This window comes from Algoriphagus sp. AGSA1 (assembly GCF_021390545.1).
Classification (GTDB): domain Bacteria; phylum Bacteroidota; class Bacteroidia; order Cytophagales; family Cyclobacteriaceae; genus Algoriphagus.
Map to the genome: position 1 here is coordinate 17,744 of NZ_JAJUWR010000014.1, position 16,118 is coordinate 33,861.

General features: G+C 41.7%; 12 protein-coding genes. 4 read left to right on the plus strand and 8 right to left on the minus strand.

Translation table 11 applies throughout. The annotated features are described in order from the left end of the window. Positions 1–33 precede the first annotated feature (33 nt). The 3 genes from LZF95_RS12480 (at position 34) to LZF95_RS12490 (ending at position 5,164) form a co-directional block, all read left to right on the plus strand. On the plus strand, positions 34–933 hold the full coding sequence (locus LZF95_RS12480; protein ID WP_233755346.1) for a DUF3078 domain-containing protein: 900 nt from the start codon (positions 34–36) through the stop codon (positions 931–933). Between the two features lie 231 nt (positions 934–1,164). Beyond that, a complete protein-coding gene (locus LZF95_RS12485; RefSeq protein WP_233755348.1) occupies positions 1,165–3,045 on the plus strand; it encodes a family 16 glycoside hydrolase in 1,881 nt (626 codons plus the stop codon). A 13-nt stretch (positions 3,046–3,058) separates the two neighbouring features. Then, positions 3,059–5,164, plus strand: a complete 2,106-nt coding sequence (locus LZF95_RS12490) for a plastocyanin/azurin family copper-binding protein (RefSeq protein WP_233755350.1) — start codon at positions 3,059–3,061, stop codon at positions 5,162–5,164. Between the two features lie 163 nt (positions 5,165–5,327). Here the strand turns inward: LZF95_RS12490 and LZF95_RS27770 are convergent, their stop codons facing one another. The 7 genes from LZF95_RS27770 to LZF95_RS12520 form a co-directional block, all read right to left on the minus strand. Continuing rightward, on the minus strand, positions 5,328–5,615 hold the full coding sequence (locus LZF95_RS27770; RefSeq protein ID WP_368670778.1) for a type II toxin-antitoxin system RelE/ParE family toxin: 288 nt from the start codon (positions 5,613–5,615) through the stop codon (positions 5,328–5,330). Continuing rightward, a complete protein-coding gene (locus LZF95_RS12495) occupies positions 5,612–5,860 on the minus strand; it encodes a hypothetical protein (protein ID WP_233755352.1) in 249 nt (82 codons plus the stop codon). The genes LZF95_RS27770 and LZF95_RS12495 overlap by 4 nt, the downstream gene beginning before the upstream one ends. 221 nt (positions 5,861–6,081) lie before the next feature. Beyond that, on the minus strand, positions 6,082–8,394 hold the full coding sequence (locus LZF95_RS12500) for a DPP IV N-terminal domain-containing protein (protein WP_233755354.1): 2,313 nt from the start codon (positions 8,392–8,394) through the stop codon (positions 6,082–6,084). A 135-nt stretch (positions 8,395–8,529) separates the two neighbouring features. After that, a complete protein-coding gene (locus LZF95_RS12505; protein ID WP_233755356.1) occupies positions 8,530–9,849 on the minus strand; it encodes a hypothetical protein in 1,320 nt (439 codons plus the stop codon). 341 nt (positions 9,850–10,190) lie between these two features. Then, positions 10,191–11,570, minus strand: coding sequence for a HAMP domain-containing sensor histidine kinase (locus LZF95_RS12510; RefSeq protein WP_233755358.1), 1,380 nt, complete (start codon positions 11,568–11,570; stop codon positions 10,191–10,193). After that, entirely contained in the window at positions 11,567–12,262 is a 696-nt protein-coding gene (locus tag LZF95_RS12515; protein ID WP_233755360.1) for a response regulator transcription factor, read from the minus strand. The genes LZF95_RS12510 and LZF95_RS12515 overlap by 4 nt, the downstream gene beginning before the upstream one ends. Positions 12,263–12,363: 101 nt before the next feature. Beyond that, entirely contained in the window at positions 12,364–13,509 is a 1,146-nt protein-coding gene (locus LZF95_RS12520) for an acyltransferase family protein (RefSeq protein ID WP_233755362.1), read from the minus strand. A gap of 116 nt (positions 13,510–13,625) precedes the next feature. On the opposite strand from LZF95_RS12520, the gene LZF95_RS12525 reads away from it, so the two are divergent. Next, positions 13,626–13,796: a hypothetical protein gene (locus LZF95_RS12525; protein ID WP_233755364.1), complete on the plus strand. Its 171-nt coding sequence runs from the start codon at positions 13,626–13,628 to the stop codon at positions 13,794–13,796. Between the two features lie 188 nt (positions 13,797–13,984). Here LZF95_RS12525 and LZF95_RS12530 read toward each other — a convergent pair whose 3' ends face one another. Then, positions 13,985–16,114 (minus strand): c-type cytochrome domain-containing protein, encoded by a 2,130-nt coding sequence (locus LZF95_RS12530; protein ID WP_233755366.1) that lies wholly within the window; start codon positions 16,112–16,114, stop codon positions 13,985–13,987. Positions 16,115–16,118: the final 4 nt, after the last annotated feature.

A 16,118-nucleotide genomic window follows, 5' to 3' on the forward strand; every position in this document is an offset into this window, starting at 1 on the left:
ATTTATATTGGAATAGTTCAACATCTATTAATTATGAAAAGAATTTCAACATTTTTACTCTTGATTTTATTTTCTGGGCAATTATTTGCCCAAGAAGATAATGCCTTAATTCCGTCAGATACGTCCTATTGGCTCAAAGAAATTGGCGGAGGTTTGAATTTAAACCAAGCTGCATTCAGTGGAAACTGGCAAGGCGGTGGTGTAAATTCCATTGCTTTGGGAATTTACCTCAATGGTCGTGCAAATTATGCAAAAGACAAATGGACATGGGATAATACCATGGATTTTATCTACGGAGTGGTGAAAAACAAAGGGGAAGAAGGCCGTAAGTCAAATGACCGGATTTTTCTCGATTCCAAAGTTGGATATCAAATCAATGACAAATGGAATTATTTCTTCTCTGTTAATTTTCTGTCCCAGTTCGCCCCGGGTTATAACTTTCCTGAAGGAGCTGATAAAATACTTATATCCAAGTTTGCCAATCCTGCATACCTTACCACTTCGTTAGGTATAGAGTATAAACCTAATGATGAATTCAGCTTGCGTATGGCACCATTTTCTCCAAGATGGACATTTGTCGCCGATACGGATTTATACCTGAATGTACCACAGAACTATGGTGTGGAAATAGGCGAAACCGTCCGTACAGAATGGTTGGCTTTTAGCTTGCTGGCAGATTACAACAAAAAACTATCTGAAAATCTCTCGTTGATGATCAGGTACCAGATGTATGCTAACTATGAGACCTTGGCTTTTGATGCGATTGACCATAGGTTGGACTTCGGACTCACAGCAAAAGTATCCAACCTGGTGAACGTTAGCTTGACTAGTCTGATGATCTATGATTTGGATCAGGATAGTAAAATCCAGTTCAGCCAAGGATTAGCATTGGGAATTGCATTTAAACGAGGGAATTTCCCTGAGAAGAAATAATCTTAACAAATTTTTATTTGGAATTTTGATTTGATCATAAAAGTATTATTTTTGGATTCATTGTGGTAGTTAAATAATAGTTGGTTTAGTTTTCAAATAAAGGGCAGGAGATCTTCTCCTGCTTTTTTATTGTTTAAATCCAAGTGAGTTAAATTTTAACTTTGAATATTCCTATTTTTTTAAAAAGCATAGAAAGCTACCTTTGGGGCAAATAACCTATTTAATCCTATAATGAATTCTAAATTATTAATTGTTTGTTGTTGCTTGTTTATCAAGACTATAGCAACTTCGGCACAGGAAAGTCCGATTCCATTTGAAGTGCTGTCACTCCAGAACTTGGAGGATTTTCAACCCACAGGTAGCAATTGGCAACTTGTTCAGGATGTGTTTTATGATCTGAATGGTGGTAAAACCAAAGTCTCCCCGGGAACAGGTGTTCTGCTAAATACCATGATGAAGGAGGGTAATCAAGAGATCCGGACGGATTTTGAACATGGAGACCTGGAGCTTTCGCTGGATTTTATGATGCCTAAAGGCAGCAACTCGGGAATTTACCTTCAAGGTAGATATGAGGTTCAGTTGTTTGATTCCTGGGGTGTGGAGAACCCAACTTTTGCGGATGCGGGTGCTCTCTACCAACGCTGGGAAGCTGGTAGAGGCCAAGGGCATGAAGGGTTTGAAGGCCATCCACCTTTATTGAATGTGAGTAGGGCACCTGGGCTTTGGCAATCATTGAAAATTGTCTTTAGAGCGCCGAGGTTTGATGCTGAAGGCAAAAAGACCTCCAATGCCAAATTTATTTCTGTTCACCAAAATGGAGTGCTCGTGCAGAAAAACGTTGAAGTGACAGGGCCTACACGTGCCGCTTTTTTCGAAGATGAGCAGGCTCTGGGCCCATTGGTGGTCCAGGGAGATCACGGGGGGGTGGCCATTCGGAATATCAGCTATAAAATGTATGGTTCGGAAGAAGTGACGCTTAAGGACTTGAACCTTACTTATTACGATAGTATAAAAAGCATCAATGATTTTGAGCAGGCCAATCCTAAAGGCAAAATGGATATTGATGTTTTGGCACATTTGGCTCCAGCTACCAGAAATGAGTTCTCAGGGAGCATAGAAGGAATATTGACTGTACCCAACCCAGGGGATTATTTCTTTAATCTAAATCTTGCCTGGGTACCTGATGACACACCTCCCGGAGTAATCAATGGTGCAGGGAAGCTTTTTATAGATGATAGGGAAGTGGTATATGTGGATGGCGTGACCGGAAAAGCCAACGGTGCTGTTCGATTGGCCGCGGGAACGCACAAAATAAAGCTGAACTATTTCAAAACCTTTGGCCACTGGTATGCCCCTAGCAATGATATCACACTCACAGTAGAAGGGAAGGGTATCGCTAAAACCGCACTGAAAGTGCCGCTACGTGCAGATGATCCGGTGGGGCAGATCGCTGTGAAAGTAAGGGATAATACGGAAATACAACGTGGTTTTCTCATGCATAAGGATGAAAAGCGTACCCATACGCTTGCTGTTGGTGAGCCAAAAGGGGTAAACTATGCGATTGACTTGAGTACAGGTGAGCTCTTAAGTGTGTGGAGGGGGGATTTTGTGGAAACGACCCCAATGTGGTACGGAAGAGGAGAAACCCAATTGATGCTTCCAATGGGGAATGTGATCGAATTTGACGGAATGCCAAGTGTGGCTGTCCTGTCCTCCAAAGATTCCCCTTGGCCGAAAGTGAACGAGGAGTTTGTATTTGAAGGGTATGAATTGAAGAAAGATGGAGCTCCAATAGTAAGCTATCAGATGCCTGGCATAAGCATTAAGGAGACATTCGATACAAAGGATGCCGGTAAAAAACTGAGGCGCACGGTACAGATGATGGCGGAGGATAATAGCGAGCCAGTTTATGTCATGGTAGCTCAGGGCACTAATATCGAGAAGTTGCCGAACGGACTTTATGCCGTTTCGGATAAATCCTATTACATCGAGTTTGCCGGGAAGAAAGATTCCCCGATTATCAGAGATTCGGCGGATGGCTCGCAGGAGCTTATTTTACCTGTGAAATTGACAGGGAACTCCGGAGTGGCCACATATTCAATCGTTTGGTAAAATAGGAAGCAGCATGAAAAATCTAAAGAAAATCAAGAGTATGAAAGGATTTGCTTTTGCCCTGGCTTGCCTATTTATCGGCCAAGCAGAATTAAAAGCACAAGAAACAGCACCAATGAGGTTGCCTGAGACAGAGGATGATTTTTATAAACTGATATCCTTGCCAGTACCTGAGGATGTGATTTTGGAAGTGGGGGGCATGGCCACCATGCCAGATGGTAGTTTGGCTATTTGTACCCGAAGGGGAGAAGTTTGGATAGTTTCCAGTCCGGAAATCTCAGGAAGTGAAAAGCCCGTGTACAAAAAGTTTGCTTCTGGTCTGCATGAGCCACTTGGGCTTGCCTATCATGAAGGTGACATCTACGTAACACAAAGGAGCGAGTTGACACGTTTGAGGGATACTGATGGGGATGGAAAAGCTGATGTCTATAAAAAAATAGTTTCATGGCCACTTTCGGGCAATTATCATGAGTATTCGTATGGGCCTGTTTTCCTGCCGAATGGCAATATGCTGGTCACGCTCAATGTAGGCTGGAGCAACAGCCTTGGTCATGGAGTGAGTCTGGTGCCATGGAGAGGTTGGACACTTGAGGTCACACCTGAAGGAGAAATGATGCCGTTTGCAGCTGGAATGCGCTCACCGGCAGGCTATGGGTTGAATGCGGAAGGGGACTTCTTTTATACCGAAAACCAAGGTGACTGGGTTGGCTCGGGGAGAATCTCCCACGTTGAGAAAGGTGATTTTCTTGGGAACGCCGAAAGCTTGGCTTGGTCTGATCTCCCGGGCTCTCCAGTTACACTGAAAAAAGAGGATATTCCCAATACGGGGGAACCTATGTATGATGTGGCCAAACGTGTACCAGGTTTAAAAGCCCCTGCGATTTGGCTGCCTCATGGGATTTTGGGGATTTCTACTTCCGGTTTCCTAAATGATGATACAGAAGGGAAGTTCGGCCCTTTTGCCAATCAGGTGTTTGTAGGGGATCAGGGTCAAAGTAATATAGCCCGTGTTGATTTTGAAAAAATTGACGGTGTCTATCAGGGAGTTGTTTTTCCTTTTAGAGAGGGTTTTTCCTCAGGTATCCTGCGAATGGTTTGGGGCAATGATGCCTCCATGTTTGTGGGCATGACCAGCCGGGGTTGGTCTTCTACAGGTAAGGAGTTGTTTAGCTTGCAACGTTTGGTGTGGACAGGAAGAATGCCTTTTGAGATGAAGACTATCAAATCTAAACCTGATGGATTTGAGATTGAATTCACTGAGCCGGTAAATAAAGAAATAGCGGAAAATCCTGCGAACTATCAGGTAACAGGATTTACTTATAAATATCAAGCTGCTTATGGTAGCCCGGTAATAAATAACGAAGCATGCAACATCCTAGGAGTCGTGGTTTCTGAGGATGGCATGAAAGCCCGTTTGGTAGTAGAAAACCTGAGATTGGGTTACATACACGAGATAAAAGCTGAGGGAGTAGAATCTACAGAAGGTAAATCACTACTCCATCCAGTAGGCTACTATACTTTGAATAATTTCGGTAAAGGTGACTTAGTGGACGTGGCTCCATTCAAGGCCCGACATGATCATGAGATGATGATGAAAGCTAAGGCAGATAGCGTGGCCCAGGCTCAGGAAGCAGCTGCCGCTAAGGCAAAAGCTGCTGCGGCAAAAAAACAGGAAGCCGCAAACAAACCTGCTGTTCCGAAAATGGGAAAACATGTCACTTCCATGCCTTCTGATTGGGGAGGTAAAGCAGATCTTACGATCAATATGGGGACAAAACCAGGTTTAAAATTCGATCCTGCACAAGTACAGGTGAAAGCGGGAAGCAAAGTGAAGCTGGTGTTCCAAAATGTGGACGACATGCTGCACAATTTGGTCATAGTGATGCCGGGAACGGCTCTGGAGGTAGGAGAGGCCGCTATGAAATTGGGACTGGAAGGACAGCAGAAAGATTATATCCCCAATACCAGCAAGGTGCTTGTACATACCAAATTGCTACAGCCAAGTGAATCAAATACCATTTACTTTATCGCACCGACTGAGCCTGGAGAATATACCTATGTATGTACTGTTCCAGGGCATTTCTATACCATGCAGGGGATATTGAAGGTAGTAAAGTAAAGTTTAGACCGAAGTGTCCTCAAATTTAGAGTTTGACTATTCCTCTAAATTACTATAGTCTATTTAGCATCAGACTTAAAATAAAAAAGCGCAGATCGAGAGATTTGCGCTTTTTTAATTTGAAGTATAAAAAACTAAATTGTTAGCTAATACATGAGCCAGGTTAGAGTAATAGGCTTTCGGTTGATCCAGAATTGTTCCAAAATCTTATTAAAACGATCCTTTCATTTTCGGGTTTATAGAAAAGTGAAATCTGTTTAGTTATGAATGCTTTTCGAATATTCTGATAATTACTTTGTTGGTATAAATATGGATTAATTGAAAGAAGCTGGATAGTTAAATTAACCTGATCAATAAAATTTCGTGCTACTCTTTCAGACCATTCTGAAAGTAAATAATCTATGTTTTGATCATAGTCCTTCTGGGCTTGGTGAGTCCATATGACTTTCATTTTCCCTTATAAAGTTGTGGGTATTTAGCTCTCATTATATCGCTGACTTCCTCATTAGTATAGGATCGTTCCTCATCTAGTGATTTCAAGCCGATATCTACAGCCTCTTTTTCAGCTTGGGAAAGCTGATAGATCTGATTTGGAAAAGAAACTTTCTGAAGAGTTTTCAAGTGATCAATTACTGTCTCATTTTCTAAGCTCCTTATCCAATCAATAATCTTCGATTTTTCAGAATCAATTTTCATGAGTTTATAATTAGTTTTTAATGGTCATAACCTGTCCCGCGCGAAGGAAACGGGATACCCTGTCCCGAACTTTATTCGGGAGAGTATTACATCTACTATAAGCATCCCAATGTGTGATTCCGCAGGTATGGGATCATGCCTACCAGTAGGCAGGCCTGTTTGCCGATAGACAGGCTCGATTTCATAACATCTAATATCATCAATAATCCTAGGTTTTCCAATCATCTCTGTATGCGGTAATGTCTTAGTGGCTTTTCTCCCAGCAGATGCTCAATGAAATAGTCCCAGCGCTTTTTAGTGAAGTAGTCACCGTCTGCTCGACCAAAGTTGTGGTTTCTACTTGGCCAGATAAATAAGTCAAAGTCTTTTCCTGCATTGATCAGTGCCTCTGCAAATTTGAAAGTAGCTGAAGGGTTTACGTTTTCATCTATGCCTCCATGCGCCAATAGCAAGTGCCCTTTTAGATTTGCCGCATTGGTGATATTGGACTGATCATGGTAAAATTCCCCAACAGGATAGCCCATGTACATTTCCGGCCACCAGGCTTTTTCCATTCTGTGATCGTGATCTCCTGCAGAAGCCACACCTACCTTGTAGAAATCGGGGTGCAGCAGCATCGCTCTGGCAGCATCGTAGCCTCCGGCGGAGTGTCCAAATATCCCGACTTTCTCTATGTCCATAAACTTGTTTTTGGAGGCAAGTTCCTTTATGGCAAGCACATGGTCGGTTGTGCCATCACCGAGATTACGATAGGAAACATCATTGAAAGTCTTTCCTCTGCCTGATGTGCCTAATCCATCTACCGTCACGACGACAAATCCCAATTCGGCCATAGGCTGCTGCAAGCCGACCAATCCAGCTTTGAATGTCTTTGGGGTAATGTCAATGTGTGGGCCTGAGTAAGTATAGTCTATGATCGGGTATTTCTTTTTGGAGCTGAAGTCAGTAGGTAGATAATAGATACCGTAAATGGTAGTCTTGCCGTCCTTAGCTGTCGTTGTGAATTGTTTTGGAGACTGATAGCCTTTTTTGAGCAAGTTGGAAATATCTGCTTTGGATAGTTCATGTACAATTTCTCCTGTCTTCAATTCTCTTACCACAGAAATGGTAGGTTGATTCACCGTAGAATAATTATCCACGAAATAGTCTTTATCCTGATCATAGCTGATGGTGTGGTAGGCATTTTCCGGAGTCAATAGTTCTAGTCCGCTTCCGTCCAAGTTCACCTTATAGAGATATGTATAATAAGGGTTTGTGTCTTTTTCCTTCCCAGATGCTTCGAAATAGATTATGCCATTCTCCTCATCTACTTTAAGCAGGTTTTTGACCACATATTCACCGGATGTGATCCGATTGACAAGACTTCCTGATTTCCAATCCATCAGGTAAAGCTGATTCCAACCCGATTTCTCTGTTCCTAGGATAAACTGTCCGTTTTCTAACCTTCGGAAAATATTATTGTTGTTGACGTGAGTAGGGGAGGACTCGGAATACACCTTTCTGATATTCTTGGTTGCTGCATTGATCTCGATAAGGTCGAAGCTTTTAAACCCTCTTTGCAGGTATGTTCCGTAGAGATGTTCACTCGTGCTATCCCAGCTTAGATTCATCCCTATAAAATGCGGAAGGGAAAGTCCCGGAAATTTTGTCTCTTTTTTGCTCTCCAATTCGAATAGTACTGGTGTGTACATCACTACCGTAGTGTCTCCCGGTGATCCCCTATAATATCCCATCAATTGGGGGCGAAACTTATCATCCTGACTATTATCCAAGAGCAGCATTTTCTCCGCCAATCTCAGATCCACGATCTGTGTCTGGATTTTCTTGGAATCCGGAGACCAGTTTACGGTAAAGTGCTCAGGCCTTTCACCATTTTCCCCATAAATCATATCAGACCAACCCCAATATGAAGCGTACCCATAGTTCTTGCTTCCATCGAAACTCAACTGGATTTCCTCACCGGTTTCCAGGTTTTCCACAAAAAGGTTGAAATTTCTGGTAAAAGCTTTCCAGTTTCCGTCGGGTGATACAGCAACAGATCTATCACGGGGATCACTCGAAGCTCTCTTGGACCTTAACATACCGTCTATAAATGTCCAGCTTTTATTTTTCCATTCAAAAACTACAGAACCCTCCCCATCAAGCTGAATCCTATAGAATGGAAGGTTTGCTGAGTCTATGTTTTCTCCGCTTTTCTCACTTAGCAACTTGGCCAATTCCGCATGGTCAAAAGCTTCTTTGGTCTCTCTCTTTTCAATATCGGTCAGAAAGAACCGCTTACCATCCTTGGTATAGGTCTGGTGCCAGAAGCTGTTGTTCTCCTTTAGCCAATTGGGATTGACATCCAAATGGTAAACTTGACGCTGTATGTTGTCACTGAGGAAATATTCTGCCTTGTGGTAGGTGTCTTCTGATAGCTGGGCAACCGATTCGAGGTGAACAAAAGCAAACCACAGAAGAAGAATCGAAGCAGGTCTTCGGTATAGGGAGGATAGCATGGGAAGCATATAGAATGTAATGACTTTTGGTTTCAAGTTATTTCTATAATTCCGGATAAACGCTTTTAGAATTGACCGAAAATGACGGTATTTTGCGAGAATTGGGCGATTTCTTCTCTGTTCCCATATGGCAAGGAAGGTAGCAAAAGGGTCACCTAATTTAGGATGAACTCAGAATATGAATCCAATCCCTGTTTCTATGATATTTTTCCTTGGGTCCGGATCGCCTGTAAATTTGTTCAGTCGATATTGATAGTTAGCTTTCAACACGATGTTTTCGCGGGTGTTGAAATTGAGTCCAATCGTCCAGATATCCATGTCACTTTCTATTCGGGGAAGATCTTCGAGAGCGGCCTCAATTTTCTTATGGGTATTTAACCGTTCGTAGCGAGAAAATACACTAAGCTTCATTTCATGGGTGTCAAAGAGAAAGCTTTTCTTTACTGGAATTGATCTTCCCCTTCTTAAATAGGGCATAATATCCACACCGATTTCCATTAGATAACCAAATACCTCTTTGCCCAATACCTGACCATTTTCTCCATTCTCATCTTTCGTGAGTTCAAAAAGCTTTTCTGTATCACTAAGTTTACCATAGGTCCCCACAGTGACCAATCTGAAGTTTTTCCAGTCGTATTTTGCATAGGCACTGTATAAATTGATATTGCCTTTCACTTCTACGGGCTTTTCATTGATTTCTATGATTTCCCCTTGTCCAGAGTTACCATAGTATCCCGATGCCGAGAGGGTAAGATTTTGCACTCCGGTGTAATTGAGCTGAGGATTGATCGAGATGGATTTTGGAAGGTCAAATCTTATTTCTCTTCCTTGTCTGATCCAGGTGCCACTGAGGTAATTTTTACTGTTTAGTCCTTGTGAAAAGCCAAGTGCATAACTCCATGAAGGAGAGATGTTTCCATAAAACATTGCCCCAAATTCTATCCATGTGGAGGGAGTTATCAATCGTTCTACCTCTGACCTGTTCACAGAATAAAACATGACCGGCTCATCGTTATTGTTGACATAGCCTATGGTTAGGGGATAAAAACCTATCCTGGCTTTTAGGTAATCTTTAAACAGGTAATCGAAAAATGCCTCAATTACTATTTCATGATGACTTTCCTGCGTTTTGTAATGTAAAAATTCAATTTGAAATTCTGAGTTCCAGATCAATTTATCCGTGAGCCGATAGCCAAAGAAGGTAGCATATCGATACAAGGAGGAATAATACAATTCCAGATCTCCCACCTCTGGGTTGACGTTGTCCTGGATCGGTATAAAATTAAACTCACCAAACCCGCTGATTGAGTACCTTTTGTCGGAAAAGAATATTTTTGACGCAGCCAAGGCCAATCCGGGCTGTTGTTTATATTTTAATTTTTCAATTGTCTTCAAAGTATCAGTGGTTTCAGCTTCTTTTTGGTGTTCCTGTCCAACACCCACAGCTGAAATAAGGAATGATAGTATAAAAAGATAAGCTTGTTTTGACATGGTATTTAGATTGGTGCTCAATTTTTAAGCTTAATTGGGGATTTACTATTTTTCAGGGCTCAATCCCTTTTATCTGAAGGAGGCGTGGTCTTTGAGGTAAATCATAGCCTGATCTTTGGCTTAAATAAGAAACCAGCTATTGAGACTTAGATTTGTGGGTTTGGGATCATTTGTAAAAATCTGATTTTATGTGGTTTATGATTAAAGTCTGTCCAATATTGTATTGGAGTAGGGGACTTTGTCTGATAGTAGCACAGGATCATTTACAATACAGCAACAAAAGTCTTTGTTTTTACTCAAAAAAATAGTTAGAAAACTCATAGAAAATCATTAGAATTTTATTAGAGTACTGGGCTCATCTTAGGTAATTGGACCGTGATGGTAGTCCCCATGTTCTTTTTGGAGGCAACGGTGATTAGTCCCTGATGCAAGGCAACTATCTTCTGTGTGAGTGAAAGCCCTATTCCCAGACCTTCAGAAAAGTGGCTGTTTTCTCCACGAAAAAATGGTGAGAATAAGTTGGGAATGTCTTCATCTGCTATTCCGATCCCTTGATCCACAAAGCGTAGGACACAATGCTCTTTGGCAAAAGACATAATCACGGTGATTTTTTTCTCATTTGAATATTTACAGCCATTTTCTATCAGGTTTCCAAATGCCACTTTCAAAAGGTATTCATTGGCATTCACCATTATCTGGCTATCGTCCTCAAAATCTTCTTCTACCTGTATCGCTATTCTGTAGGCCGGATAGGCTTGCTCTACCTGCTGTCTTGCGTCTAATAGTATCTCATCGATCCGTAACGGCCTAAATGAGATCTCAGAGGGATCATAACTTGCCTTGGCCAGATCGAGGAGGTTATTGGTAAGCCGGACTATTTTGCGGGAATCTGACAGCACGTTCTGCAGAACCAGTTTACATTCTTGTAGGTTCCGCTCTCTGGATACGGCCAGTTCCAGTTCAGCAATGATAGCTGCCAGAGGAGTACGCAGTTCATGGGAAACATTGGATACAAAGTGCTTTTGGGCATCGAATGAACGCTCTAGCCTTTCCAACATTTCATTGAATGTATTGGCCATTTCTGTCAGTTCATCCTTGTTTCCATTGGTAGTTAGCCGCAGGTCTAGGTTAGTGGCAGAGATCAGTTTAGCCTTTTGGGTCAGTTCCTTAACCGGATCAAAAGCTTTCTTGGAAAAGAAAAAACCTGCAATACAGATAAATAAGATGGCTATTATAAATACCAATACACTGTTTTGGAGCAGGCTGTTTAGTTTGTTGTATCCGGATTCGTCATAGGCTGTTGCGGTGATGATATATTCACTCCCTTCAAAATCAAAAAGCATACCTACTACTTGCCAATCTTCTTGATAAAATCTTATGTCTCCGTTTAAGTACACCTCATCAATCATGGATTTTGTCTCTTTTACAAAGTCTATGATTACGTCATCGTGATAAAGCAACTGAAAATCTCTGTTGTAAATGGCCACCTCTACTTCGTTGATGATTTGGCGGTTGTTTCGATAGATGTTCTGAAGCGTCCGACTCTCTACTTGGGCGTTGAAAAACAAGTTTGCTTTGGTAATTGCCTCCTTTTCCAAAAGTGCATAAAATTCCTGTTCTCTGTTCTTTTTTGCGGAATAGTAGATTACGCATGCAAAGAAAAATAAGATAGATGCTGTGATCAGTGTGAACAAGATGGTTATCCTAGTTCGGACTTTCATTCTTCCTCCATCAAGATAAAACCCATTCCTGATTTTGTATGCAGCAGCCTTTGATCAAAACCCCTATCGATTTTTTTTCTCAGGTAATTGATATACACATCAATGTAATTAGTACCAGTGTCGAAATGAGTGTCCCAGACATTCTTGGCAATTTCGGCTCTTGAGAGGACACGTTCAGGATTCTGCAACAGGTAAGCCAATAGCTTAAACTCTTTTGGGGTTAGATGGATGTTCTTGTTCCCACGTCGAACTAATTTGGTATGGAAATTCATTTCCAAGTCAGCAAACTTGAGAATATTTGTGCCCCGTGCCTGTAGCCGGTTCCGTTTCATCAAAGCCCCTATGCGGGCCAATAATTCCCGCATCTCAAAAGGCTTGACCAAATAGTCATCGGCTCCCGCATCAAATCCTTCTACTTTATCATCAGTGGTGCCCAAGGCTGTCAACATGATAATTGGCATAGCAGGCTTTAGTATTCGGATATCCTTACAAAGTTCCAATCCATCCATTTTTGGCAATACGATATCCGTGATCATCAGATCATAATGATTACCGTAAGCAAGTTTTTTGCCTGAGAGACCATCATAGGCCAATGTGACTGAGTAATTTTGTTCTTCCAGCCCTCTCTGAATAAGTTCAGCCATTCGGAGGTCGTCCTCAACTAACAATATGTTTTGGATGGGCTCCTGCATACATTTTTAAGTTAGGTGTTTTGGCAATTGATCCGGGGCGGATCCTGTACATATAAATTAATCAGGGCGATACCCTGATCTAAACCAGTGCTGCTTTCTGACTACACTTTTATATAGACTCTCTTCTTATCCATCCAAAGTCCGATTACCCAAATGAGCAGCATATAGCTGAAGGCAAAAAGGAATGAAGCCATTTTTGGTGAAAGCCAACTCGTGAAGAAATGGGTGTAAATAAAGCCCCTCAGTGTAGAATCACCGACGGGTATCATGTAAAAGACAGTAACAACCAGACCTGACAGTACATATAAGATTAATGGATTTCTGCCAAAAACCTCAAAGAAATATGTCCAACCCTTCCAGTTCTTTACCTCTATTACAGCGACTAGAAGTGCCAGTAATAAAAGGCCGATCCCAACTGTCAGCAATACATATGAGCTGGTCCATATCTTTTTATTGATAGGAAAGAATTGATCCCAGATGTAAGCAATAATAATAAGTACGAGCCCGATCGCAAGCAGTTTCTTGACTGTCTCCATGGTATTCCCCAGTTTTTGGATCATCTTTCCTGCCAGATAGCCTGCGATTACATTGACTATCCCGGGTAAGGTGCTAAGGAGGCCTTCCGGGTCAAAGGGAATTCCTTCACCCCCATACATTCTTTCTGGGCCGATTAGTGCCAGATCAAGTTTAATGGCGGCATTGCCGGTGAGGCCATAGGGATCAGATGTCTCTCCAAATAAATACATGATAGCCCAGTAGCCTAAAAGTGCTATGCCACTAAAGATCCAAGCTCCTTTTATCCCCCCGTAATACAGGACCACCGCACCAAAGAAATAGCAAAGGGCGATGCGCTGTAACACTCCGAATAATCTTACTTCTGTAATATCAATAAAACTCAGTACACCGCTATCTGAGATATCATAAAAAGGAAATGCATTGAGCAACCAGCCTATGAGGAAAATGAGCAAAGTCCTTTTTCCGACTTTCTTGAAAAAAGCAGCAGTATCCATCTGCTGTAGCTTTTTCATGGAAAAACTCATTGCATTTCCGACTACAAAAAGGAACGTGGGGAAAACCAGATCGGTGGGAGTGAAGCCATGCCATTTCGCATGAGCCAGGGGAGCAAATAGATTGCTCCAATCACCTGCTGTATTGACTACAATCATAAATGCAATCGTCAGTCCACGTAGTACGTCAAGAGCCAGGTACCTATTGCTTACACCTGGAGAAATAGAAATTTGAGGCATTTTAATAGTTAGGAAGAATGGGTTAAAAGATTGGATATTACTGGAGGCTTAAGATAAAATATTATCTTGTTCTAATCTTTAAAGCAAACATTTTATACATATAAATTGCGGATAAAATGAAAAATATTTCAGTTGAAAGCCTTAGAGTGACAGAATCTATTACACTTAAAGGAATTCCGACCTCCATAGACTTGGAAGCCTCCGAGAAAAAGAAAGCCAAGGAACTCAATAAATTGCGGGAGAGACTGAGCAAGCATCAGGATATCATGTATGCCCACAACAAATGAATCAGCTCAAGGATATCAGTGAACCTGAACTGGACGAAAAAGTCCAACAGAACATTGAACTGTATAAGGAGATTTTGAGTAAGGAAAAGAATTGATAAAGAAGAGTCTGATTAGCTGTTGATGCAGTTGGAGAATACCTTGGGTTTGATGTTTTTAAGAGGGTTTGTGGAGAAGAATTCCAACCTGTTTCACTTATTGAAAATCACCTCATCCACAAATACCCAGCCTTTGCTTCCTGCATCAGGGTGCCATTTTGGTAGATGAGTGAGCGGATTTACTATAATCTTTAGCTTTTCATAGCTTATATTTTCCAAGTCAAATGACAGCAATTCTGATCTCGCAGGAAATGGAACTGAAGACACGGTCGGAGAGTCACTTGCCAGTTCCTTCCATTTCCCATTTTCCAATCCTTGAATTGTCACAGCAGAAGGAGGGAAAATATGTGCCGCTTCGTTATAAAGTAAGCTGAGGAAGACTTCTCTAGGTTTATTGTTTTCTTCAAAGCTAACCTCCAATACCATCGGTTTATCTTGAAAACCCAGCCATTTTTGACCATGATTTGAAGCCTGGGCTTTTTCCAGATCAAAAAGTGTAGCAGCTCCGGATGCCTTATATTTAGAATCGGGTTCATAGACTAACCCAAATTCACTAGGCTTGATTCCTGAATGCATAAAAACCGCTTCGGTTACCTTTGATCCTTTCCAGCCTTCAGCATATGCTTGTGCCCTGATTTTCCCTGTTGATTTTACAAAAATAGGCTTGGTATAAACTGTACTTGTGATGCTGTCCGGTTCTGTACCATCAAGCGTATAGCGAAGCTCGGCAGTTTTGATAGGATGGGAAAGCTTTACCTCCAAACTGTCCTGATAGATCACATCTGTCAGGGATATTGCAGGACTGTTCAATTCGTAGATTATCCCTTTTCCGTCAAAGCCAAAGAAAAGTTCAGTAGCTGGAAGAGATTTTTGGATAGTTTCCCTGTCCTGATTCCCCAATCCTGTTTGCCATAAATAAAGCTTTTTCAATGACTTCATTTTGCCTAGGTTTTGAAGCGAGACATTGTCAATTGTATTGCCTGAAATCGCAAGTATTTCAAGTGTTTTAAGTTCAGAAACCACTTTCAACTGCTCTGCATTTAAATCAGTGAAATTCAATTGCAGCTCTTCCAAATGCTTGAAATCAGTTAAAAACTTAAGTTCTACTCCGTCCAAAGGCATTTTATTTAGGTTTAACCGGACGATTTGATCTTTTATGATTTTCAGTTCAGAGAGTGACTTTGGCTGAAATGCCGAGGTACCGAAGTAGGAAACGGCCAATGCAGGCGATTCAGGATAAAGTGCCTGAACTGACCTAAATGAGGTATTTAGATTTGCAATGTCATCAGCATCAGCAGCTTTAAAGGAATAGGTTTTGTTTTCTTCAAACTTCAGTGAAGCCAATTGATATAATTTGTTTGTAGTAGGCAGCGTGATCAGCTTTGTGTCGAAATCTGCACCGGATGCCACCCACTCACTCAATATCAAAAGTTCCTTGTCAGTCAATTGCACTTTGTTTTGGGGAGGCATGTGTTTCTTGTCATCCTCAGGAAGATTGATTCGCTGAATGAGGAGTGAGTTTTCAAAATCTCCCGCAACTGCAAAAGGCCCTGTTTTACCGCCTTTTTTCAATCCTTCTATATGATCCATTCTCAGTTCCCCTTTTATCTTTCCCTTCTTGTGGCAGCTGATACATTTTGCCTGTAAAATTGGCTGAACTACATCTCTGAAGATTTCGGCTTCAGCCAATGGGATTTCTTCAGCGTCAGCAGACCGGACAGGAGCCAATAGAAAATCTTCTCCATGCGTCAGGCCTGCTCCCCAGTGTCCTGTGAGGACAATTGCTATTGCTAAAGCCAAAGTGGATAGGCGAATAAAATTTACTTTGATGGATCTGAAAAAATAGAGGAGTACACAACCTCCGAAAACCAACAAGCCTCCCCACTTATGCCAGGTTAGTGTATCTCCGGTATATTCTTCCTGGGCTAGTATCAATCCTGCTATCACCGTGATTCCTGCAAAATTACACCCTGCCAGAAAGCTGATTTCTCCTATTTCTTTGATCTCAGGCTTTCTGTCAATTCCCGGAATCCAGAAAAAGAGCAAACCCATCAAGAGCAATACAATTGGAAAATGCAGCAAAATGGGATGGCCTCTGCCGATTACCTGTAGCCAATTGGGTAAAACCAGTGAACTTCCTGCCAGTACAATAATGAGTGTAAGACCTATCCAGACGAAAAGTGTGTTTTCCAGAATTGATCTGATCGAAGAAATCTTGGGCATAGGG